Below are 23,976 nucleotides of genomic sequence, written 5' to 3'. Positions count from 1 at the left end.
AGGTTTATAGCAATTTAATTTTAGGGGATTGTTTTAAACTAATACTTGAACATGCAGGGAAAAACCTTTACCCCCTACCACTACTGCATCAGCAAATGGCCCTTGCTGGTAGTTCTGCTTATCCTGTGCCTGTGCTTCACCCCAGACGCACAAGCCCAAACCCCCGGCTTTATTTTCCAGAAGGCACTCAGCCCGGGACCAACGGTGCTGGATCCCAACGGAGATGGTTACATTTCTAAATTCAAAACAGGCTTTGTGGGCACCAATGACATGGGAACCCACAGCGAAATCACCTACCGCTTTCTGCCTCAGATGCCCTCTCCGGCAGGGCCCGAGCCACTAGCTGACCTTGTTACGGGTTCAAGCGGCGGCCACACAGACTTAGCCAATGTGCCCCTTGGCATGTATTATAGCAATGGTAACCTTATGTTCAGGGTAAGGTTAGGCGGTAACTCTACGGCTTCAAAAGGCTACAGCTTTTTGTTAGATACAGACGGTGTCTTCAATAAGCAAAAATTGGCCGATGGCACTCTGGTAGATTACACCACGCCCTCTAAGGTAACCAACTTAGGTTTTGAGTATGAGGTGGTGCTTGCCCTGAACTTTGATGTTATTGTGTACCGTCATAAAGGTAGTGGCGACACGGGAGACCCCATGTCCAGCAATGTAATCTGGCGGGGCAGTGCGCACGGAGGCTATAACAAATTCTTTCAGAAATCACTGGCAGCTACCACCGCTGGGGGGGATGCAGATTACTTTTTTGACTTTTATGTTCCGCTTTCAGCGTTCAGTGCAGACGGAAGCATTGGGATATCCCCTACCACTCCCATGCGGATCAGTGGTTCTACCGTAACCAGTGCCCAAACAGGTCTGGAAGGCACCATCTCAGATATTGGCGGGGTAGATGACAAGAAGTACGGGAATGATAAACTTAAAATCTGGAATGAACTGATTCCTGATTTCCCCCCTACCTCCCCGCAAGATTTAGAGAATGGCGACTTTTGCCAAACTGCCGCTCCTGAGGCGCCGGTTATTTCTACTTCAGGTGGCGTAAGAACCACCACTACTACTATTACGGGTACTTCTACTGAGAATGGTGGTATCCTCAGAATCTACAGGAATGGGGTGGAGATCATTGCAACTAACCCAGTAACGGTGAGCAATGGTGTTTGGTCTTTCCCCTTGCCTGCCGGTACTTCCTTGGCCTTAAATGATAAAATAACAGCTAAAGTAACAAGAGCGGCAGCATCTCCTTGTCCTGAACTTTCATCTGTGTCTTCTGCCACTGTAACGGTTGGCACCATTCAGTATGGAACCTGCACAACCACGGCACCTATTATTACAAGTGTTAGTGGAAAAGACGTTTTAAATGGAACCACTATTTATCCTGGCGCAGAGATCAGGATTTACAAGGATGGTATCTACTTTGCCACAGTTACCTCCGGCACCACTCCTACCACCACGGGCGGCAGTACTTACAGCTGGACGTATAATAACACCCTATATTCGCGTGACTTCGGGTATCCAAGAGACGCCGGCAGTGAGAGTACTTCAAAAGACTATGCAACGGTTAACGCCACAGTGACTCCGGTGAATGGTTGTCAGTCAAAGCGGTCAAACAGTTACTACATGAACTCCACCTCTGCTGACCATTCAACGCCTAACACTACAACCGTACCACAAACCACCCTTTCGCCTTCGCTGTCTACCACAAATCTTTGCTCCGGCGCCACTATCATTAGTGGAACCGCTGAACCTGGCGCTTTGATTTTCATGTATGTGAATGGGGTCCCCATTAACGCAAATGCTGACGGTGGCCTGGGTACAATCAGTGAAACAACTGTTAACGGGAGAACCCCCATTACCTATACGGCTCAGGTGACCACCGCTGCCGGCACACCTTTGAATGCTGATGCATCTAACACCGCCAGCTGGACAGTCAATATTTCAAGCTTTAACTTACAGGCAGGTGATAAAATTTCATTTAGGGCTGCTGTTCCAAACAATTCGGTAGGAAACGGGAACAAACCCAACTATCCCAGTAATTATGAAGGGCTTTCTGCGGCTACCACAGAACTTGAAATTGGTGCCTGCGCTGCGGCTGCCCCGGTCATTACCACTACGTCCCCTTGCCCTACTACTGCCAGCATTTCTGGTACTTCCACAGAGAATGGTTCGTTTGTTACAGTCTATCGCAGAGTTGGAACAACTGCCAATACAACAACAGACACCCGTCTCACCAATGCAGTAGAAGTTGTCAACGGTGCCTGGACTGCCAATATTCTGACAGGTTTTGCCCCTTCTGCCGGGAGCATTTTGTACGCGGTAGCTACTGCTCCCAATAAAACAGCAAGTGCCATCTCCAACCTGGCCACAGTTTCCACCCCGGGCACGGCGGCCAGCTATGGATTGGTATTGAATCCTATCAAGGAAGGTGCTACTGCCATTACGGGTACCTCTACCATTAATGGTACAGGTACCGTGTATCTCTACATTGACGGTACTAAAATTGCTGGTACGGCAACGGTCTCCTCCAACGGAACAACTGCCGCCACCTGGAGTGTTTCCATTTCATCTGCCAACCAGTTGAACCTGTCCCCTGGCATTCAGGTAACGGCTTCTATTTTGCCAAGCGCTCCGGCCGGAATCTGTGAAAGCCAGCAGACAGCTGCTCAAACGGTCACCTGTTATGCTCCCTCCTCCAGTCCGGTAATCACTACCACTTCCCAGACCATTTGCCGTGGCAATGTGGCCACTGTCACCATCACAGGCGTTGAAGACGGGGTTATTTACCAATTATACAATGGTGAAACCGCCACTGGCCCCTCAGCTGTGAGTGACTTGACCGCCAGCACTTCCCTCACCTTAACGTCTGGACCACTGGCCGCCACTACTACTTTAAAAGTGAGAGCCTTTAGAGTAGGTAGTGCCTCCTGCACGGTAACCTTGAATGGTTCATCAGTGATCACTGTCAACCCAGGGCCTACTGCCTTTAACGTCACCCCCACCAGCTCAAATGTGTGTAACGGCAGCACGGCCATGGTCTCCCTTTCTGGATCTGAATCTGGCACAAGCTATCGGGTGCAGGTGTATGACGCCAATACTGACACTTATGTGAATAGCGGTGAAGCGGTTACAGGAACGGGTAGTGCTATTCATTTAACAACCGCAGCTTTATCTACCAGCGGTACTTTCAAGGTAGTTGCTACCTCTGGGTCTTGTACAGTAGACATGGGCAACACCTTCACCGTGTTTGTTCCTGCTAACAATTTAACCCTTACGCCTGCCACCCGCTCTATCTGTAACGGAGCCACCGCATCGGTGACCATTAAGTCGTCTCAAGCGGGGGTAACGTACCAGCTTTTCAACGGAACCACAGCCTCAGGCAGTGCAGTAGCCGGTACAGGTGGAGATCTCACCCTTACCACAGGCGCCTTGACAACTGTAGGCACTACTACCTTCAAAATAGTGGGCACCACCTCTTCTCCTGCCTGTAGTGTTGAACTTACCCAAACCTTTGCAGTAACCGTAACACCAGCCTTAACTACTCCCAATATCACGCTCACCTCCACCAACCCACTTTGTGATGGCGGTACAGCTACCATACGGGTGAATAGCTCACAATTAGGGGTAACTTACCAGATTTACAATGGCAATTATACCAGCGGTTCTGCGGTAGTGGGTACCGGTGGTGATATAGTGCTTACCTCTGCCAACTTAACGGCCAGTACTACCTTAACCGTAAGAGCCAGTAATACCTGCGGGAACACCTTAACAAGCAATGGTGTGGCCGTTACGGTGACCGCCATTCAGGCATACACCGTATCACCTACCAGCGCGTCTATCTGTTCTGGCAGTACGTTTACCGTGACCCTGGCCAACTCAACCGCCAGCACTACCTATACCCTGAAATACTACAATCCTGGCACCAGAACTTTTGTAGACTTCAGCCCGGTGGTATCAAAAACCAATACCTCCACCCAAAGCGGTGCCTTAACCTTAACTGCGCCGGCATTGTCAGCCAACACTACCCTAAAAGTGGTGGCTACCTCAGGTTCATGTGCTAAGGACATGCTGAATACTGTAGATGTATCTGTATCTTCCACCACGGTGACCTTCTCTACTTCTACCCAGAAGATCTGTGCTGGTTCTGCCGCATCAGTCACTATTCTGAACTCACAGTATGGTGCCATATACCAGTTACAAACCGTAACCGGTACTACCCCAACCTACACCAACACAGGTGCATCAGTGACGGGTACTGGTGGAGACATTACGTTAACCTCAGCGGCGTTCAGCACCAACAGCACCAATACCCTGCGTGTCTTGGTAACACCGAGCGGCTGCCCTGCCTTTGGATCTTCTACCTTTACAGTAACCGTGGCTTCGCCAACGGCACAGACGGTAACAAGAGACACGCCAGCCTCTATCTGCTCTGGTAGCACCAGCACGCTTTCTTTAGCAGCATCTGAACTAGGCGTGACCTATCAGATTTATGCCAACAATGTGGCCGTAGGCTTACCCGTTCAAGGTAACGGTGGAAAGATTTCATTGACCACTTCGCCTTTGACAAGCACCACCACCTTAAAGGTAGTGGCTAGCCAGTCTGGCTGCAGCAACGTAGACATGACCAATAGCTACACCATTACGGTGGGTACGCCTAATACCGTTTTCACAGTTGCTCCAGCCTCACAGAATATTTGTGCCAACGGAACGGCGCAGGTGTCTCTGTCAGGTTCTCAGAGCGGAGTTTATTATCAGTTGTACAATGGGAATACCGCCACAGGTGCGCAGGTAGCAGGAACTGGAAGTGCCATTACGTTAACCTCCGGTGCTTTGACAGCTAACGCCACTTTAACAGTGGTAGCCCTATCTGCCAATGCCTGCGGCAATACCACCATGGATGGGTTCTCCGCAGTGACGGTTTCACCAATGCCGCTCAAGCCAACTGTTACCTCATCTGCCTCTACGCTCTGCGGCACCGGTAACGTAACCTTCACAGTGGGCAACTTAGTAAACGGGGTGTCTTACCAGTTGTACAAAGACGGGATGGCCCAAAACAGCCCCATCACTTACACCGGTTCAAACGCCATCTCTTTCACCTCAGCCATAAGTGCTGCCACTACAAAGTTCACCGTGGTAGCCACCAATGGGACCTGTACCCCCGCCACTTCTGATGAAGTCACCATTACTTCTGTGACCCTTGCAACACCTGTCATTGCCTTAGACAACGCTACTGTTTGTAAAGGGAACTCAGCACTTCTGTCTGTGACCAACCCTGCCAACGGCGTAGTGTATAAGTTGTACAAAGACAATGTGTATACCAACCTCTCTGTCACTGCCGCTAACGGTACGGCCACTTTCTCAGTAAACACCGCTGGTGTGTACAAAGTGGTGGCAACTTCTAGCGGTTGTGAAAGCCTGGCCTCCAACACGGCAACTCTTACGGTATCTGAGGCTCCTTCTACTTATGCATTGGCTTCCGCCGCCACACAGAATGTTTGCAGAGGTTCAAAAGCTACTATTTCCATTGCTGGTTCTGAGCAAGGGGTGGTGTACCAACTAGTTAATCTGTCCACCAACGAGCCTACCGGCACACCGGTGAAAGGAAACGGCTCTATGATTTTCCTGTACACAGATGCCATCACTGTTGACGGCACCTATAACTTAAAAGTAACCGCCACGAATAGCACCTGCGGCTTTACAACAGAGATGGGAGAGACCTCAGTGATAGTGGCGGAATGCCCAATTATGTATGAGGTGGAGCCGCCCTATACCAAAGTAACCTATACCACCAATGAGGTTATCGCTACGCCTGTTTTAACCGGTTGGACCTATACCGGGCCCCTTACCTATACCGTAATAGAAGGAACGCCTTTGACTGGCACATCAGTTGATCCGGTAACAGGGAAACTGTATGTTTCAACCAGCACCATGAGCACGCTGCAATCTGGTACCAGAACCCTGAGAATTTTAGCCACTGATCAGTTGGGCGCTACCCGTACCACCTACATGACCTACTCCATCAATGATGCCGATGCAGATGGTTACGAACGCGCTGGAGGCATTGAAGTGCTGCCGGTGCAACTGATTTCCTTCTCTGCCACTCCAACGGTGGCCGGTGTACAGCTGAAATGGAGTACTGCCTCTGAGAAAGACAATGACTTCTTCCAGATTGAGCGTAGCCAGGACGGCAGAACGTTCACGGCAGTTGGGAAAGTGCAAGGGAACGGCAACAGCAATACCGTAAAACAGTACGGCTACTTAGATGCCACCACCACTGCTAAAACCCAATACTACAGGTTGAAGCAGGTGGATTACGACGGCAAGTTTGAGTACTCCAGAGTGATCAGTGCAGCAGCGGGTAAAACCGTAACCCCTGCCCAACCATTGGTTTTCCCGAATCCGTTTGTAAAAGAGTTCACGCTCAGTCTGACCAGTGAAACGGCCATGAATGTGACCGTTGAGCTACGTGACCTGCAGAACCGGGTAGTAAAAACTCAAAAAGCCGTGTTGGTAAAAGGAAACAACCATCTGCCTCTAACCACAGACAACCTGCCGGCTGGCACGTACCTCCTTAATGTAACCGGCAACGGGTTAAGGCTGGTGCAGAAAGTGATAAAAACCAATTAAGCCCCACAAACACGGGAGGTAAATTTTAAAAGGCCGGGAGTTCCCGGCCTTTTTTGTTTCTGTTTTTGGCCTGTTTTCGCAAAAACAGGCCAAAAACAGAAACAGCGTCCTCCTTTTCCCCCATCAGGGGCAGCCTGACAGAATAGAGTTACCACATGTTTCTTAAGAACGCAAAAAAAATACCGCTCCTTATCACCTTCCTGTCAGGTAACTAGCAGTTCATTTAGTAAATTCGCAGGTTTTATTTCAATAATATGAAAATCATGAAATTTGGAGGCACCTCCGTAGGCTCTGCGGAGCGGATGGGTGCTGTCTCACAATTGATCCCTGCCCGGGAGCCGGTGATTGTGGTACTGTCAGCAATGTCTGGTACTACCAACCATCTGGTGCAGATTGGGCAACAGCTGGCGCAGGCAGAGAAAGCGCCAGCGGCATCTCTCACAGATCAACTGGAGCAACGCTATAAACAGGTGGTTGCCGAGTTATATAAACAGGAAGCATCTAAAGACAAGGCCAAACAGGTTTTATCTACCGTTTTTACTGATATTAGAACATGCCTTGAGCAGCCGTTTTCCCCCGCCATAGAAAAAATCATTCTGGCCCAGGGCGAACTGCTTTCTACCCAACTCTTCCATATCTTTCAGGAAGAGCAGGGCATTGCCTCTGTCCTGCTTCCGGCGCTGGAGTTCATGAAAATCACCCAGGATGAAGAACCAGACATGGCCTTCATCAGGGAAAACATTCAGAAACAACTCGCCCAGTACCCAGACACCCACCTGTTCATTACCCAGGGCTATATCTGCCGGAACGCCAAGAATGAGATTGACAACCTGAAACGGGGCGGCAGCGACTACTCCGCCTCCCTCATTGGGGCAGCCGTGAAAGCCTCTGAGATCCAGATCTGGACAGACATTGACGGCATGCACAACAATGACCCCAGGGTGGTAAAGAATACGTACCCCATTGCAGAGCTTTCGTTTGACGAGGCAGCCGAGCTGGCGTACTTTGGCGCAAAGATTCTGCACCCCTCCAGCATTCTGCCTGCCCAGCAGCAGAATATTCCGGTAAGGTTATTGAATACCATGCAGCCAGAGGCCGCCGGTACCATCATCTCCTCCAAGCGAAGCGGCAACCAGATCAAAGCGGTGGCGGCCAAAGACGGCATCACCGCCATCAAGATCAAATCTAGCCGCATGTTGCTGGCCTATGGTTTCCTGCGCAGCGTGTTTGAAGTCTTTGAGCGTTTTAAAACGCCTATTGATATGATCACCACCTCTGAGGTGGCCGTGTCCCTGACCATTGACAACCCTGCTTTCCTGCCAGAAATTACCGAGGTGCTGCAGCGTTTTGGCACGGTAGAGATTGACTCTGACCTGACCATCATTTGCGTGGTGGGTGACTTTATGGAAGACCGCCCGGGGGCCGCCCTCAAAGTGGTACAGTCGCTGCGCAACATCCCGCTCCGGATGATCTCATACGGCGGAAGCAAGAACAACATCAGCCTTTTGGTGAATACGGCGCAGAAAGAAGAGGCGCTCATCGCCATCAATGAGGGGGTGTTTCAGGAGAAGAAGGAGGCGAGCAATGCTTAAGGAGCAACTGCCGGCGTTTGCCCACCACCCAACCCCCTTCTACCTGTATGACCTGGAGCTGCTGAAAAAAACACTTTCTTCCGCCCGGGCGGAAGCCGAGCAATACGGCTATCACGTGCACTACGCCTTGAAAGCCAATGCCAACGCCCCTATTCTGGCAGAGATCCTGCAGCAAGGGTTTGGGGCCGACTGCGTGAGCGGGAATGAGGTAAAGCGGGCGCTGGAGGCTGGTTTTACCCCTGACCAGGTGGTGTTTGCCGGGGTAGGCAAATCAGATGCCGAAATCAACTTTGCCCTACAGGCGAATATTTTCTGCTTTAACTGCGAGTCAACCCAGGAGCTGGAGGTAATTCAGGAGCTGGCGGCGGCCCAGGGGAAGGTAGCCCAGGTGGCATTGCGCATCAACCCCAACGTAGATGCCTACACCCACAAGCACATCACCACCGGCCTGGAGGAAAACAAGTTCGGGATCAACCTATGGGAGCTGGAAAGCCTGCTGCCTAAGTTTGCGCAGTGGCCCAACCTGCAACTGATAGGGCTGCACTTTCACATTGGTTCCCAAATCACTGATCTGCGTGCGTATGAGAACCTCTGCGTGAGGGTAAATGAGATTCAGCAGTGGTTTGAGGAGCAAGGCATTCTATTTCCCCACTTAAATGTGGGGGGCGGCCTGGGGGTGAACTACCAGCAGCCAGAAGAACAGCCCATTCCCGACTTCAAAGAGTACTTCGGGATTTTCAACCGCCTGCTAGACAAGCGGGAAGGGCAGCAGGTGCATTTTGAACTGGGCAGGGCGCTGGTAGCCCAGGCGGGAACCCTGATCACCAAAGTCCTCTACATCAAGAACGGGCAGAAAACCAACTTTGCCATTCTGGATGCCGGCATGACCGAACTGATGCGCCCCGCGCTATACCAGGCGTACCACAAAATTGAGAACCTGACCAGTTCCCTTCCGGAGAAAACTTATGATGTGGTAGGTCCCATCTGCGAGTCTACAGATTGTTTCTCTAAAGAAGTGACACTCCCAGAGACCAAACGCGGTGACATCATGGCCATTAGAACAGCAGGTGCCTACGGCGAAGTCATGGCCAACCACTACAACCTCAGAGACACCGTTCAGTCCTTCTACCTGAGTTAGTACTTATTTTATTTCTTTTCCCTGTTTTGGAGCTGTTTTTCAAAAAACAGCTCCAAAACAGGGAAAAACATTTTTACATTTTGAATTCCCTGGCGGAAATACCAGAGAAAGGCTTCAGAAGCAATTCTTGAATAGCGAAGCTGCGCTACGGGGCGGGAAAAGTGTGAGCAAGGTTCTTCTAATGGCCATTGAAGCGTAAAAATCTAATTCACAGGTCTTATTGCGCTAGCAGCTCCCTCCAATTGCACATTCATCTCTCCCATGAGTGATAATGGTTCCTAATCTTTATTCCAGATCAATGGTGTTGAAATGAATTGGAAAAGAGTGTCCACGTCAGTTTCTAGGGGAATTTTTGTTACCCTAACCTTCTCCTAAAAATTCAGCATGTTCTGGCATGCGTGCCCTCCAGTGTCAATATCCCCCTTCGCCCCCTACCAAGGGGGGAGTATCGGAGTGAGTTCTGAGTCCTGAGTCTTGAGTCCTTCCTTTTTCTTTAGGCACTTCAATACGCACGAAGCAGCAATGCCTGGTCTCGCAGCCGCGCCGCGAGGGCAGCCAGAGACCGCCCGTCATCAGTAGGCACGAGTCTGGAGACTCGCGCCAGCGCAGGGAGTATCAGGTAGCGTTAGAAGGCACGGAAGTAACTTCCGCGCCATAGGGGGAGAAAACGCCATTGTGTTTCTGACCTGTTTTCCTGAAAACAGGCCAGAAACACAATGACTGTTTCAATCCTTCGACTGTTTCAATCCTTCTACTTACGAGATTGCTCCTATTTGCTTCAGATGCCGGCACTTCTGCTCCCAGTACTCACTTCTGCCATTGCTACTCCTCTTTTAACACTTCTGCTCTGGCTGATGTGCGCAGCACGGGCTCGACTCAGGCTAGCGGATAAGCAACAGTTACCTGCAGAAACAGACAGAGCAAGTAAGGAAGTAGCAGGAGAGGAACCCAAACCAGTCCTGGCGGTGAGCGCCTCTGTTAATACGGTGCCGCTTCAGCGGCAAGGCCGGAGGGCCTAGTTTTAACAGCAGTGCGAGCCGCCAGGACGGGGCCCCGCGGCCGTGAGCGCTTACCGGAGGCAATGCAACAGCAACGGGATTTCGCACAGGAGCAAACGCCAAAGCCATGGGAAACAGTAGATTACACCTTCCTGCCACAGCCACGGGAGCAGCAGACCGCGCATTCCCACTGCAGCAACACCGCCAAGGGAAACAGCAACCTTCACCCAACCAAGGGAACTGCAGACAAAGAAAACCTGATCAGCAGCAGCAAACTATCCATTGTCAAAAGAAACAGCGAACCGTGCAATCCAGCAGCAGATAGCAGGGTACAGCTGAGTACTCCAGCCACCCGGAGCCGCCGTCAAAAAGCTATCCCGTTCTAGTCAATCTCTAAAACTGCCCCCTTCATTAACCAATGAGCCCCACTCCTGTTTTCGGCCTGTTTTTCAAAAAGTAGCCCAAAAACGAAAACGCCCGGCTTTAAAAGCCAGGCGTCTTGCGCGATTAAAACAAACTAATTTAAACAAGCTACTATCTTTAGAATTGGCCGCCTCTCAGCTAGGAAAGCTCCACGGCCTCATACTTTTTTACATTCTTAGGCGAGGCAAAGTCAGAAGACAAAGCTAAGATGAAGGCACCCGCCTCTCTTATTTTATCCTGGTTGCGCAGCAGGCTCTCTAAGGTGACCATGCCTACCACAGAGTCAGAGTCGGCGGCGCTTTCAATAATGCGCTGGCGGTAGAAGTCCAGCGACTCCAGTAAGTTGGGGTCAGAGGTACGCAGGTACACCTCAATCTGAAAATCAAGCGCCAAAGCAGGCTCTGCCTGACGCTGCTGCAATTTCTTATAGCCGTAGCGGTACCCGTTGCTGATGGAGATAACATCAGACAGCACAGCCGCCCCGGTAGGGTGCCCTCCCGCGCCTTTGCCTTTGAAAAGCTGCGGGCCGGAGTAGCCACCCTGCACCACCACCCCATTAAACTCCTGTTCCACCATTTTCAGGTCGTCAGCGTCCCCTACTAAGCTTGGCAAGACCAGGGGCACAATCTCCCCTTCTGGTGTTAGGTGCACAGATGCCACTAACTTGATGGTACTGCCATTCTGCCGGGCAAACTCCAGATCCCGGTTGCCTAGAGAGTCAATCCCGAAGAAAGCCACCTCCTGCGGTGCCAAAGTTCTGCCAAAAGCGTGCGCAGTGAGAATGCACAGCTTGTGGCGGGAGTCAGCCCCAGCCACGTCTAACCAGGGGTCCAGTTCGGCAAAGCCTTTGTCCTGCGCCTCTTTGAGGGCATCTGCGTACGGCTTCTGTTTCTGGAAAATCTGGCTTAATATATAATTTGAGGAGCCGTTGAGAATGCCATGCACGCGCTCCAGCGGTTCATTTGAAAAATATTCCTCAACGGTTCTTATGATGGGGATACCGCCGGCCACAGCCGCTTCATACAGCAAGACACCTCCAAACTGCTCCTGCAGTTCCAGCAATTCAGGCAGATGGTAGGCTACTAGTTTTTTGTTTGCGGTCACCACCCGCCTGCCCTTACGCAAGGCGGCGGTCACTATGCCGTAGGCTTCTGTGGCATCACTAATGGCCTCCACCAACAGGTCAAGCTGATCATCTGCCAACACTTCCTCCGGATTGAAAGAGAACTCTTCTGCCGGTAACGGACGGACTTTAGCGGGATCTTTCACGCAGATCTTCTCAATCTGAAACGGCAAGTTCTTCTCCCGCGCCAGAATATCATACAGCCCCTGCCCTACGCACCCAAACCCAAACAAGCCTATCTTTAGAATACGGTTGGAATCCATGTCTTTCTCTTTGGTTTTTTCTGTAAAAATGTCTCTAATATTTCCTGTAGCTGGGCAAACTCCAGCAAGAATCCATCATGTCCGTATTCTGAGCGCACCACCTCAAAGGTAGAGTTTGGGATGTGCCGGGCCACTAGCCGCTGCTCAGTGAGCGGGAACAGCACATCTGAATCTACGCCAATGACCAATGTCTCTGCCTGCACCTGCGCCAGCGCTTCTTCAACTGACCCTCTTTCCCTGCCCACGTTGTGGGAATCCATCATTTTGGTAAGGTGCCAATACGAGAAAGCATTGAAGCGTCTGGCCAGTTTCTCGCCCTGGTACTGCTGATAAGAAGCCGCCCTGAAATTATCTATCTTATTCATGTTGGTCTCCCGCTGAGACCGGTTGTATGCCTGGTAATTGCGGTAAGAGAGCAGGGCAACCGCCCGGGCAGTTTTCATTCCGTTCAAACCGGCATCATCTGTGTTCAACTGCCAGGTCACATCCTGCTCAATGGCCATACGCTGGCTCTCGTTAAACGCCACCCCCCATGGGGTCTGGCGGGCGTTAGAAGCCACGTGCACCAGCTTGTTTACCAGTTCTGGGTTACTCACTGCCCACTCCAGCGCCTGCTGCCCCCCCACCGAGCCACCCACCAGCACTTCTATCTCTTCAATCTCCAGGTGCTCCCGCAGGTAGTTGAAGGCCCGCACCACATCACGGTTGGTCAAGGTGGGGAAAGTGTGGTAATATGGCCTCCCTGTATCTGGGTTCAGGGAGAGCGGACCGGTAGAACCATAGCAACTGCCCAGGGTGTTGGCGCAGACAATAAAGTGCCTGGCCGGGTCAAACACCTTGCCCTCCCCAAACAGGCCGCCCCACCAGTCATTGACAAAGGCATTGGCAGTTAAAGCATGGCATACCCAAACTACATTGCTTTTATCAGCATTCAGGGTGCCCCAAGTGGTGTAAAAAAGCTGGAAGCCGGGCAAAGATTGCCCAGACTCCAGTTGGAATTCATCATAAAAGGTAAAGACGCGTCCTTTCAGCATGGCAAGCTACTAGTTTAGGGAAGCCTCCAGCTTCGGTTCACGAACTTTCACTTTGGCAAAGGCTTGCTCAAAATCTGCTTTGATATCCTCCAGGTGCTCAATTCCCAGCGAAACCCGAAGCAAGGTAGGGTCTACCCCAGCCGCGCGCTGCTCCTCTTCATTCAACTGCTGGTGCGTGGTAGAGGCGGGGTGAATGATCAGGGTCTTGGCATCGCCCACGTTGGCCAGATGGCTCACCAGTTCCAGGCTGTTGACAAATACTTCTGCCTCGTCCTTTCCACCTTTCAGGTTAAAACTTAATACACCGCCAAACCCACGCTTGAGGTATTTTTTCGCCAGCGCATGGTATTTGTTAGAAGGCAATCCCGGATAATTCACACTTTCTACCAGCGGGTGCTGTTCCAGCCATTCGGCTATGGCTTGGGCATTCTGCACCGTACGGTCAACGCGCAAGGAAAGCGTCTCCAGCCCTTGAATCAGTTGAAAAGAGTTGAACGGGCTCAGGGCGGGGCCAAAATCCCGCAGTCCCTCCACCCTTGCCCTAATGGCGAAGGCAATGTTCCCAAAAGGACCTTCAGAGCCGAAAACATCCCAGAACACCAGTCCGTGGTAACCTTCAGACGGCTCACTGAACTGCGGAAACTTGCCATTGCCCCAGTTGAAGTTACCGCCGTCTACAATCACGCCGCCCACGCTGGTACCGTGGCCGCCAATCCATTTGGTGGCAGACGCCGTCACCACGTTGGCACCGTGCTCCAGCGGCCGGAACAGGTAACCGCCCGCGCCAAAGGTATTGTCTACTATCAGCGGAATATCATTTTTCTTGGCTACCTGGGCAATGGCCTCAAAGTCAGGAATATTGAAGCGGGGGTTACCAATGGTCTCCAGGTAAAAAGCCTTGGTATTTTCATCTATCAGCGCCTGAAACGTATCTGGCTCATCATCTTTGGTGAATCTGACCTCTATTCCAAGGCGTTTGAACGCTACTTTAAATTGGTTGTAAGAACCGCCGTACAGGTTGCTGGTGGTCACAAAATTGTCACCCGCCTGCAGAATATTGTTCAGGGCAATGAACTGTGCCGCCTGCCCAGAGCCCACGGCCAGGGCCGCCACTCCGCCTTCTAAAGCCGCAATGCGTTTCTCAAACACATCGGTGGTGGGGTTCATGATGCGGGTGTAGATGTTCCCGAACTGCTTCAGGGCAAACAGGTTGGCGCCATGCTCTGCGTTCTCAAACACATACGAGGTGGTTTGGTAGATAGGAACGGCGCGGGAACGGGTGGTAGGGTCTATTTCCTGGCCGGCATGCAGTTGAAGGGTTTCAAAACGATATGAATTAGACATAGTACTTCTAGGTTACACTTGAAAAATTGAACAAAAACAGGATACTAGGAAAACTTACGCGTAGGCGCGTCTCCCCGCGGCAGCGCGGTAAGCCCTAGAAAACCAGAAGGTTCAGATTAGCGACAACAGCAACAACAGTCCTGAATGGACATTCGCATTTCTGTTGGGCAGAAAGAAGGGGTGTAACCAAATAGCGTCACCGTTTGGCGCGCCAAAGCATTGCTAGAAGTGGGTTGGATAGTAATTTCCATCTTCGTATCAATTTATATTCCCCAGGGCAATATGTCCGCTGGGATCAGGAATTAGCACCTTACCTCTTAGTAGGTTGCTAGAGCTTCATTGAGCCTGTCTCTCCGCTCTTCTTTATAAATCAACTACCGGAATAATTGACTTGATACTGCAAATGTAAAGCCCGAAAGTTCATCTGCAAACAATTTATAAAAAATTTTACAAATTAATTTTACGAAGGCTTTAACCAAGGGTTGTTAAGGTTGCAATATTGACAGCAGAAACTAACATTCATTAGCATGTTGTTATTTGTTTTGATCTTAGGGGAGGGAACGGGATAGCGTTTTGTCTGTTCCAAAGCTGGTGCTGGTACTGTTGTTTCCTTTCATTGCTGCTAAAATGCGAAGTTAGTTGTCCCCTTGGCGGTGGCGTTTGCTCCGGTGCCTCACTCACTGCATTGTTTCATCTTTTCCGGTAAGCGCTCACGGCCGCGGGGCCCCGTCCTGGCGGTGAGCACTGCTGTTAAAACTAGGCCCTCCGGCCTTGCCGCTGAAGCGGCACCGTATTAACAGAGGCGCTCACCCCCACGACTGGTTGCTGTTCCTCTCCTGTAACTGCTTGTGCTGTTATGTCTGCCTCTGCAGGTAGCTGCTGCTGCCCCGCTAGCCTGAGACGAGCCCGTGCTGCGCACATCAGCCAGAGGCAGAAGTGTTGTTGTTCATTGTTGCTTTCTCTGGTTCAAGTTTTCAACTTGGACCTATAATGGCGGAAGCTTTCAGCTTCCATGAGGCGGCCGCCTCACATTACCTCTGCCCTCTATAGCTCCATATGGCGCGGAAGTTCCTTCCGTGCCTTCTAACGCCAGCAGATACTCCCGCGCTGGCGCGAGTCCCCAGACGCGTGCCTACTGATGACGGGCGGTCTCCGGCTGCCCCCGCGGCGCGGCAGCGAAACCAGGCATTGCTGCTTCATTCGTACTGATTTGCGTAAGGAAAAAATGAAAGGACTCAGAACTCAAGACTCAGAACTCACTTTGACACTCCCCCTTGGAAGGGGGCGAAGGGGGATGTTGACACAGGAGCGCACGCATTGCAGAGATTCGGTCACCCGTCTCTTTCCCTACCCATGCCTAATACTCCTGTTGGGGTGGATTCTCATGATGATTAAGTTGCTTTCCCATAATAAACTAAAATCACATACTTGACTCAGAACTACCACCAGGCGCCGTAGCCTCCGGAGGAACCGCGGGTGTTTGCGACAACTTCCGTTTTAGACCTGTTTTCTCAAAAACAGCTCTAAAACGGAAAATAGAAGATGCACCCAGCCGCTGAAAACAGGACGGGAGGGCACTTGCCCCGTGCCGTTCCTTTCCTAACTTTGCCGGGGTTAGCCCATTTGTATGCAAGCGTTAAAAGAAACCAACTTCCACTTTCCTGAGCAGACCGGCTTTTACAGAGGCAAGGTACGGGATGTTTATTACTTCAAAGACAAGTTAGCCATGGTGGCCACAGACCGCATCTCAGCGTTTGATGTGGTATTGCCGCGGGCCATCCCCTACAAAGGACAGGTGCTCAACCAGATAGCGGCCAAGTTCTTGGCGGCAACCGCCAATGTGGTCCCCAACTGGGTCATAAGCCAGCCGGCGCCCAACGTAACCATTGGCCGCCAGTGCGAAACCTTTAAAGTAGAGATGGTGATCAGGGGCTATTTAGCCGGCCATGCGTGGCGGGAGTACAGCGCGGGGAAACGCTTGCTCTGCGGGGTGGCCATGCCAGACGGCCTGCGCGAAAACGATCCGTTCCCGGAGCCCATCATCACCCCCACCACCAAGGCTGCCGAAGGCCATGATGAAGACATCTCCCGGGAGGAAATCCTGAGACAGGGTATTGTGTCAGAAGAAGACTACCTGCAGCTAGAAGCCTACACCCGGGCACTCTTCAAGCGGGGTTCTGAGTTGGCCGCAGAGCGCGGGCTCATTCTGGTGGACACCAAATATGAATTCGGCAAAGCCGATGGCACGATTATGGTGATTGATGAAATTCATACCCCAGACTCCTCAAGGTTCTTTTATTCAGAAGGTTATGAAGACCGGCAAAATGCAGGGCAGCCGCAACGGCAACTTTCAAAGGAGTTTGTACGTCAATGGTTGATTGAAAATGGTTTTCAGGGAAAAGAGGGGCAGCAGGTCCCTGAAATGACTGATGACAAAATAACGGAGATCTCGCAGCGTTACATTGAATTGTACGAGCAGGTGCTGGGGGAGAAGTTCATTCCCCAAGATTATGCCAGCCAGCCAGATACGCTGCAGCAGAGCATTGCCGTAAACATTTTTTAACATACTTTGTTAGAGATATTCCACCAATTTTTGGTAAATTCGCATTCTAAACCTTTTTGCTGTTACTTATGAAGTACACAATTGATAAAAAAGAGAATTACACTATCATCACCATAGATGAAAAGAAACTCGACACCACAATCGCCCCTGATTTGAAGTCTGAATTTGTGAAGTTGAATGCAGAAGGTATCACTAACTTGATCTTAGATCTTACCAACGTAAAATATACAGATTCATCAGGGCTTTCTTCAATCCTGATTGCCAACCGTCTTTGCAACTCTTCTGGCGGGGTTCTGATCCTGACCGGCCTGCAGGAGCACGTGACCAAGCTGATCACCATCTCTAAGCTGGAGTCTGTGTTGAACATTCTGCCTACCGTTGAAGAAGGCATTGACCGCGTGTTCCTGCACGAGATTGAGAGTGATCTTACCAACAAGGAAGAATAGTTCAGGTTTAAGGGGGAGACAGCTTGGATTTTGAACTGAAAATTCTTGGTTCCGCTTCGGCCCTACCCTCTCCAGACCGTTTCAATACTGCCCAACTGCTCACGGTTGGGAACCAAATCAATCTGATTGATTGCGGCGAAGGTACACAAATGCAGCTGATGCGATACAAAGTAAAGCATCAGCGCATTTGTAACATCTTCATCAGTCACCTGCACGGTGACCACTACTTTGGGCTGGCAGGTTTGCTTTCCACCATGCACCTGCAGCAGCGCACAGGCCCCCTCCACCTCTTCGGCCCCAGGGGCCTGGCTGAAATACTTACCCTTCAGTTCAAGTACGGCGGCACCCAACTCACCTACCCCATCCATTTCAATGAGGTAGACACCACGGCCTTCACCAAGATCTTTGAAGATAAGTTCATGACGGTGCACTCGCTGCCCATGCAGCACCGGGTGCCTTGCTGCGGCTATCTGTTCAGGGAAAAACAAAAGCCCCGCCACTTACTAAAGTCCAAACTGCCTGATTTTCTCACGCCCCCGCAACTGGTGCGGCTCAAGTGGGGAGAAGACATCTTTACTGAAAATGGCGAGGTACTGGTGCGGAATGCTGACGTGACCACTGATCCCAAACGCAGCCGCAGCTACGCGTACTGCGCAGACACCAGGTGCAAAGAAGATATTCTCCCTTACATCTCTGGGGTTGACCTGCTCTACCATGAGTCTACGTTCCTCCAGGAGATGGCCGCCCGGGCCGAGTACACCTTTCACAGCACCGCCGCCCAGGCCGCTACCCTGGCCGCAAAAGCCCAGGTGAAACGGCTGCTGCTTGGCCATTTCTCCACCCGCTACAAAGACCTCACTCCCCTGCTGGAGGAAGCGCAGGCAATTTTCCCCAATACCAACCTGGCCACTGAGGGCAAGACGGTGAGCGTACTGGAATAGCCTTCTGGTTTAACGTGCCCCCACTCCTTTTTCATTCGCCCACTTCTCACAAGAGGCGGTACTTCTGTTCCTCCTCATGGGAAGGAAAACAAAGTTGTCGCCTAGCTAGAAATTTTCTGCTTTCGGTGCTCCTGTTTACTTTAGCACTGGATTAGAGCCAGAAGCAGTGGAGAGCTCCCTTTTGTAATGGGTGCAGAACTCTGCGCATCATGTTAAGCTCCTGTTTTGGGGCTGTTTTCTAAAAAGTAGCCCTAAAACGCTGGCAGGGCTGGGCGCTTGCGCCAGAGGCACTTTGCCAGGCACCAGGGAAACAGGAACCACGCAACCGGTTCACAATTTAAACTTTATGCAAAACTCCGGCACATTCAAGTCTTCAATGGGTTTCAGGAAACGCCAGTTGTTCATGGTGCTGAGCGGCATTTTTTTAACCAATGCCTTGCTGGCAGAACTGATTGGGGTAAAGATCTTCTCGGGCGAAGGCGTGTTTGGCCTGGCAGGCGCCCAGATCCCCGTGCTCGGCACCAAGTTCGACTTTAACCTGACCGCCGGGGTCATCATCTGGCCGGTTGTGTTCATCACCACCGACATCATCAATGAGTACTTCGGGAAAGACGGGGTGAAACGGATCAGTTTCCTGACGGCGGGTTTAATTGCCTACGCCTTTGTAGTGATTGTAGCCGCCACCTGGCTGCCACCCGCACCATTCTGGCAGGAGGTGAACAGCCAGGGCCCCAACGGCGCGCCGTTTGACATGGACTATGCGTACAACAGGGTTTTCCGGCAGGGCCTTGGAATCATAGTGGGTTCGCTGGTCGCTTTTTTGGTGGGGCAGCTGCTGGACGCGCACGTGTTCCATTGGCTCAAACACCTGACCGGAAGCCGCAAGATCTGGCTCAGGGCCACCGGCTCCACCCTGGTCTCCCAGCTGGTAGACACGGTGGTGGTGCTGTTTATTGCGTTCTATCTTTTCGGGGACTGGAGCCTCACGCTGGTGCTGTCTGTCTCGGTGATCAACTACCTGTACAAGTTTACGGTGGCGGTGCTGCTCACGCCCCTGCTGTACCTGGCGCACGGGGTGATTGACCGGTACCTGGCCAACGACCAAGACGTTCCTTTTGACACCTTCATCTCCAAAGACTAATTTCTGTTTCCGGCATATTTTTCTGAAAACAGGCTAAAAACGCAGATACGGCGCAGCAGAAAAAGGAACCTTTGCGGCGGCAGATGTGAGGTTCTACCAAAGGCTGTGGGTGACGCGGCAGTGATGCTGGCGTAGGCCCGGCAGATGCGCGGCGGCATTTTCTTTTCGGCCCTGGGCCGAAACACAACCCAACCCTATGGCTGCTGCACCTGAGGCGCTGGGTTTGGTGGCCACGGTGGGCTTTCTCCCCCTCCGGGGTTTCTGTTTTGGAGCCGTTTTTCTCAAAACAGCCCCAAAACAGAAAACTAAGGTACCGCTCAAGGCAACCGCAGTGGGGTATCAACAAAGGGTGGCTATCTTTGTGCATGGCTTTCCCTCCTTTGTACCTGCTCAGCGGCCTGGGCGCAGATGAACGGCTGTTCCAGTTTTTACGGTTGCAGCACCCAAACCCGGTGGTGGTGAAATGGGTTACGCCGGCGCCGCATGCCACGCTGGCGCAGTACGCCCAGCAGGTTTTGCCCCAGATTCAGGACCGTTCAGCGCCGGCGGTGCTCATTGGCCTGAGCTTTGGCGGCATGGTGGCCCAGGAGCTGGCCAAGCTGATCCCCACCCAAAAAGTTATTCTGCTCTCCAGCCTGGCCCATACCCCGCAGCTGCCCTGGTACTACCGCGCGGGCGGCTTGCTGCGCCTACAGAAGTGGCTCCCTTTTCAATGGGCCAAATCCTTCCCGGCACCCGGCGAATGGCTTTTTGGGGCGAAGTCGCCGCTGGAGAAGCAGGTCTTCCGCTCTATCATCCAGGACACCGACCTTGACTTTCTGCGCTGGTCCCTCACCGCCATTCTTGGTTGGCAGCACCGGGCAGAAGCGTCTGAGCAGCTGGTGATCATACACGGCACCCGCGACAAGATCTTGCCGGTGCCGCTTGTCCCCCGGGTGCACCTGATGGAGGGCGGGGAGCACCTGATGGTGATGAGCCGCGCGGCGGAAATAAGCGCCCTGCTCAACCAGCACCTGCGGTAGGCTGTTTTTGGCCTATTTTCTGAAAAACAGGCCAAAAACAGCATCGGCTTTCGGGGTTTGGGCGGCAATTGCTTACTTTGTACAAATTAACAGTACTGAACCCATGGCTAGAATCCTTACCGGCATCCAAAGCAGTGGCCGCCCGCACCTGGGCAACCTGCTGGGTGCCATTCTCCCCGCGATTGAGCTTTCTAAGAAGGCTGAGAACGAATCGTTGTACTTCATTGCCGACCTGCACTCCCTCACCTCTATCAGAGATGCGCAGGAACGCAGAATGAACACCTACGCGGTGGCCGCGGCCTGGCTGGCATTTGGCCTGGACACAGACAAGCATATTTTCTACCGCCAGAGTGACGTGCCGGAGGTGACCGAGCTGACGTGGTATCTGAGCTGCTTCGCCCCTTACCCCATGCTGGCCAACGCTCACTCGTTCAAAGACAAATCGGCGCGCCGCGGCCTGGCAGATGTCAATGCCGGCCTGTTCACCTATCCTGTGCTCATGGCCGCTGATATTCTGCTCTATGACGCTGAGTTTGTACCCGTGGGCAAAGACCAGGTGCAGCACCTGGAGATCACCCGTGACATTGCCAGCACGTTTAACCATCTCTACGGCGAGGTGTTTGTGCTGCCAGAGGCGAAGGTAGACGAGAACGTGATGACGGTACCGGGCATTAACGGTGACAAAATGAGCAAGTCATACGGCAACACCCTTGATATTTTCCTGCCAGACAAGGAGCTGCGCAAGCGCGTCATGAGCGTTGTTTCTGACAGCAAAACCCTGGAAGAGCCCAAAGACCCTGAAACGGACAATACCTTTAAGCTGTACTCGCTGCTAGGCTCGCCTGAGCAGGTGGAGGACCTGCGCCAGAAGTATTTGGCGGGCGGCTTTGGGTACGGTCACGCAAAACAAGCCCTCTTTGATCTGATTCTGGAGAAATACGCAGCCCCCCGGGAGCGCTTCAACTACTACATGAACAACCTCCCCGAACTAGACGCCAAACTGGCCGAAGGTGCCGCCAAAGCGCGCGCCATTGGTGCCCCTGTATTGAAGAAGGTCCGGGAGAAGCTGGGGTTTTAGCAGCGTATCACGTAGCGTGTATCACGTATCAAGATAAAAAGCTCCTGTTTGCTAAGAACAGGAGCTTTTCTGTTTTTATCGGTTTTGGTCAAGACACATAACTGTCTGCTCTTAGATTTAGTAGATTCCATTGATTTCTGGATGGAGGTAGCCAAGAAGATGTTTCAGTCGATCCAGGTCCTTCAGACGCTCCCAAAAATTGCTGACGGTACGTGGCTGTTTATTGGAAGAAGGAACTGGCGCGAGGCTCCCGTCTCGCGCCAAAGGATGGGACGAGGCTCCAGACTGGCCGGTAACCGAGATAAGATCAGCCATGCGTGGAACCCACCCCTACCCCTCCCGGGAGAGGAGTATCTGGCATACGTGGACCGGCAGGTGTCAACATCCCCCTTCGCCCCCTTCAAAGGGGGAATATCGGAGTGAGTCCTGGGTCTTGAGTCATGAGTTCTGAGTCCTGAGTTCTGAGTTCTGAGTCTTGAGTTCTGAGCCCTTTCTTTTCTTCTTAGGCAGTTCAGCACGAATGAGGCAGTAATGCCTTGCCTGATCTCGCAGCCGTGCCGCGAGGGCAGCCAGAGACCGCCCATCACGCCGCTCTTCCGGATTTACAATCCGGAAGCAGCTACTGAGGGGATTTGTAATCCCCGTTACGCCGCCTTTGAACAACTATTACTGCGGATTGCAAATCCGCGGGGAGTTTTGATTCGGGATTGCAAATCGCGAAAAGCGGAGAAAGTAAAAGCCCTCTGCCTCCAAGGGGGGGTGTTCGGGAATGCGTGGGGGCGTATGCTACGCGCCCCTACAGCAATGCGCGTCCTCCTGTGTAAACATCCCCCTTCGCCCCCTTCAAAGGGGGAGTATCTGGCAGCGTTAGAAGGCACGGAAGTAACTTCCGCGCCATAGGGGGCAGAAGAAGCAGAAGTAATGTGAGGCTGCCGCCTCATGGAAGCTGAAAGCTTCCGCCACCACAGGTCCAAGTTGGAAACTTGAACCAGAGAAAGCGGCAGGCAAGCAGCAATATGTAAACCAACAAACAACAATGAACAATCAACACTTCTGCTAGTGGCACCTCAGTTAAATTAGCACTTCTGCCCCTGGCTGATGTGCGCAGCACGGGCTCGCCTCAGGCTAGCGGATCAGCAACAGTTACCTGCAGAGGCGGTCATAGCAAGAGAAGCTGATCAGGAGGGGAACAGAAACCAGTCCTGACGGTGAGCGCCTCTGTTAATACGGTGCCGCTTCAGCGGCAAGGCCGGAGGGCCTAGTTTTAACAGCAGTGCTCACCGCCAGGACGGGGCCCCGCGGCCGTGAGCGCTTACCGGAAAAGATGAAACAGCACAGTTACTAAACCAACGCGTCAAACGCCAAAGCCAAGGGGACAGCGAACTACGCATTACCCCTGCAGCAGCATGACTATAAGGCACCTCATCCAACAGCCAAGGCAGCCTCAACCAGCCAAGAAAACAGCAGACAACGCATTGCAAACGGCAAAGGCCGCACAGCCAAAGCAAGAACAAACTAAGCACTACAACTCTAAAACTGGCGTTTCATTCATCAGCAAGCACCAAATAAACTACAGGAAACCCCTGTTCTAAGCCTATTTTCGCCAAAACAGGCCAAAACGGAAACGGCTCCGGCGCGGGGAAAACCCGCACGGGAGCCGTTTCATGAAAGTCTTGCTACGTGCTACGTGCTACTTGATACGATTTACTCCGCTCTCCAAACTTCTTCCCGCACGTTCTTGCCCACGCTCAGAATCAACCGGGCGGGGTTAGGCACCAGCAAAAGGCGGGCTTCTTTGTTCGGGTAGGCATCAGCCTCCACCCAAACCCCTTCTTTGCCGGTAATGTCTACCTGCCCCTCTGGGCTCAGCGCCTCTGGCAGATAAGCCGTGGGCAGCAGCACATCAGTGTCTGGACAATGCTTCTGGTGCACATCACCCAGCACCTCCTCCAGATACTCCCCGAAGTTGTCGTTGAAGTCGTCTTCCTGGTCATGCAGCTCCTCTTCTACATCATCATAGCGGTCATCATTGTACGAGAGCTGGCCTAATTCCTGCTTTTTCCGGATAAGGGCCACAAGGGAAGTATTCAAGTCTTGGGTATTCATGCCTATCTTATTTTTCCCAAAGTTGGGAACAACTTACACAATTTACAAGTAACCGGGGCAAATCAGCCGCCTAACACTTGTTTGCTTTTGCCAACTATTCTTCTATTTTTACAGGAATTACCGTATTCAAT

General features: G+C 52.1%; 13 protein-coding genes and 1 riboswitch. Of the genes, 9 read left to right on the top strand and 4 right to left on the bottom strand.

Annotation, left to right across the window (positions count from 1 at the left end):
* Positions 1–51 precede the first annotated feature (51 nt).
* The 3 genes from FHS90_RS11845 (at position 52) to lysA (ending at position 9,363) form a co-directional block, all read left to right on the top strand.
* The gene (locus FHS90_RS11845; RefSeq protein WP_182513208.1) at positions 52–6,633 is read left to right on the top strand and encodes an Ig-like domain-containing protein; all 6,582 of its coding nucleotides are present in this window, start codon (positions 52–54) and stop codon (positions 6,631–6,633) included.
* Between the two features lie 254 nt (positions 6,634–6,887).
* Positions 6,888–8,225: an aspartate kinase gene (locus tag FHS90_RS11840; protein WP_182513207.1), complete on the top strand. Its 1,338-nt coding sequence runs from the start codon at positions 6,888–6,890 to the stop codon at positions 8,223–8,225.
* Positions 8,218–9,363, top strand: a complete 1,146-nt coding sequence (lysA, locus tag FHS90_RS11835; protein WP_182513206.1) for a diaminopimelate decarboxylase — start codon at positions 8,218–8,220, stop codon at positions 9,361–9,363. The genes FHS90_RS11840 and lysA overlap by 8 nt, the downstream gene beginning before the upstream one ends.
* A 1,559-nt stretch (positions 9,364–10,922) precedes the next feature.
* On the opposite strand, the gene FHS90_RS11830 is transcribed toward lysA, so the two are convergent.
* Genes FHS90_RS11830 through FHS90_RS11820 form a run of 3 tightly spaced genes read right to left on the bottom strand, consistent with a single transcriptional unit; the run spans position 10,923 to position 14,548 of the window.
* Positions 10,923–12,170 (bottom strand): homoserine dehydrogenase family protein, encoded by a 1,248-nt coding sequence (locus tag FHS90_RS11830; protein WP_066829391.1) that lies wholly within the window; start codon positions 12,168–12,170, stop codon positions 10,923–10,925.
* Positions 12,149–13,204, bottom strand: coding sequence for a homoserine O-acetyltransferase MetX (metX, locus tag FHS90_RS11825; RefSeq protein WP_182513205.1), 1,056 nt, complete (start codon positions 13,202–13,204; stop codon positions 12,149–12,151). The genes FHS90_RS11830 and metX overlap by 22 nt, the downstream gene beginning before the upstream one ends.
* Positions 13,205–13,213: 9 nt before the next feature.
* Positions 13,214–14,548, bottom strand: a complete 1,335-nt coding sequence (locus tag FHS90_RS11820) for an O-acetylhomoserine aminocarboxypropyltransferase/cysteine synthase family protein (protein ID WP_182513204.1) — start codon at positions 14,546–14,548, stop codon at positions 13,214–13,216.
* Positions 14,549–14,808: 260 nt separating this feature from the next.
* Positions 14,809–14,920, bottom strand: a riboswitch (SAM riboswitch).
* Positions 14,921–16,175: 1,255 nt separating this feature from the next.
* On the opposite strand from FHS90_RS11820, the gene FHS90_RS11815 reads away from it, so the two are divergent.
* From FHS90_RS11815 to trpS, 6 genes are all read left to right on the top strand, one after another.
* Positions 16,176–17,111 (top strand): phosphoribosylaminoimidazolesuccinocarboxamide synthase, encoded by a 936-nt coding sequence (locus FHS90_RS11815; protein ID WP_182513203.1) that lies wholly within the window; start codon positions 16,176–16,178, stop codon positions 17,109–17,111.
* A gap of 68 nt (positions 17,112–17,179) precedes the next feature.
* On the top strand, positions 17,180–17,557 hold the full coding sequence (locus tag FHS90_RS11810; protein WP_066624636.1) for an STAS domain-containing protein: 378 nt from the start codon (positions 17,180–17,182) through the stop codon (positions 17,555–17,557).
* A gap of 23 nt (positions 17,558–17,580) precedes the next feature.
* The gene (locus tag FHS90_RS11805; protein WP_182513202.1) at positions 17,581–18,498 is read left to right on the top strand and encodes a ribonuclease Z; all 918 of its coding nucleotides are present in this window, start codon (positions 17,581–17,583) and stop codon (positions 18,496–18,498) included.
* A 346-nt stretch (positions 18,499–18,844) separates the two neighbouring features.
* Entirely contained in the window at positions 18,845–19,639 is a 795-nt protein-coding gene (locus FHS90_RS11800) for a queuosine precursor transporter (RefSeq protein WP_246386955.1), read from the top strand.
* Between the two features lie 365 nt (positions 19,640–20,004).
* A complete protein-coding gene (locus tag FHS90_RS11795; protein WP_182513201.1) occupies positions 20,005–20,661 on the top strand; it encodes an alpha/beta fold hydrolase in 657 nt (218 codons plus the stop codon).
* A 103-nt stretch (positions 20,662–20,764) separates the two neighbouring features.
* Positions 20,765–21,739: a tryptophan--tRNA ligase gene (gene trpS / locus FHS90_RS11790; RefSeq protein ID WP_182513200.1), complete on the top strand. Its 975-nt coding sequence runs from the start codon at positions 20,765–20,767 to the stop codon at positions 21,737–21,739.
* Between the two features lie 1,704 nt (positions 21,740–23,443).
* On the opposite strand, the gene FHS90_RS11785 is transcribed toward trpS, so the two are convergent.
* Positions 23,444–23,845, bottom strand: a complete 402-nt coding sequence (locus FHS90_RS11785) for a hypothetical protein (RefSeq protein WP_182513199.1) — start codon at positions 23,843–23,845, stop codon at positions 23,444–23,446.
* Positions 23,846–23,976: the final 131 nt, after the last annotated feature.

This window comes from Rufibacter ruber (genome assembly GCF_014138425.1).
Taxonomy (GTDB): domain Bacteria; phylum Bacteroidota; class Bacteroidia; order Cytophagales; family Hymenobacteraceae; genus Nibribacter; species Nibribacter ruber_C.
This window is presented reverse-complemented; position numbering and strand designations above follow the sequence as displayed.

Bases quoted from the DNA above. Each gene is read 5' to 3' on its own strand.
- FHS90_RS11810 (WP_066624636.1), top strand. From the start codon at position 17,180: ATGAAGTACACAATTGATAAAAAAGAGAATTACACTATCATCACCATA.
- FHS90_RS11830 (WP_066829391.1), bottom strand. From the start codon at position 12,170: ATGGATTCCAACCGTATTCTAAAGATAGGCTTGTTTGGGTTTGGGTGC.
- FHS90_RS11840 (WP_182513207.1), top strand. From the start codon at position 6,888: ATGAAAATCATGAAATTTGGAGGCACCTCCGTAGGCTCTGCGGAGCGG.
- FHS90_RS11845 (WP_182513208.1), top strand. From the start codon at position 52: ATGCAGGGAAAAACCTTTACCCCCTACCACTACTGCATCAGCAAATGG.
- FHS90_RS11785 (WP_182513199.1), bottom strand. From the start codon at position 23,845: ATGAATACCCAAGACTTGAATACTTCCCTTGTGGCCCTTATCCGGAAA.
- FHS90_RS11820 (WP_182513204.1), bottom strand. From the start codon at position 14,548: ATGTCTAATTCATATCGTTTTGAAACCCTTCAACTGCATGCCGGCCAG.
- lysA (WP_182513206.1), top strand. From the start codon at position 8,218: ATGCTTAAGGAGCAACTGCCGGCGTTTGCCCACCACCCAACCCCCTTC.
- FHS90_RS11800 (WP_246386955.1), top strand. From the start codon at position 18,845: ATGCAAAACTCCGGCACATTCAAGTCTTCAATGGGTTTCAGGAAACGC.
- metX (WP_182513205.1), bottom strand. From the start codon at position 13,204: ATGCTGAAAGGACGCGTCTTTACCTTTTATGATGAATTCCAACTGGAG.
- FHS90_RS11815 (WP_182513203.1), top strand. From the start codon at position 16,176: ATGCAAGCGTTAAAAGAAACCAACTTCCACTTTCCTGAGCAGACCGGC.
- trpS (WP_182513200.1), top strand. From the start codon at position 20,765: ATGGCTAGAATCCTTACCGGCATCCAAAGCAGTGGCCGCCCGCACCTG.
- FHS90_RS11795 (WP_182513201.1), top strand. From the start codon at position 20,005: ATGGCTTTCCCTCCTTTGTACCTGCTCAGCGGCCTGGGCGCAGATGAA.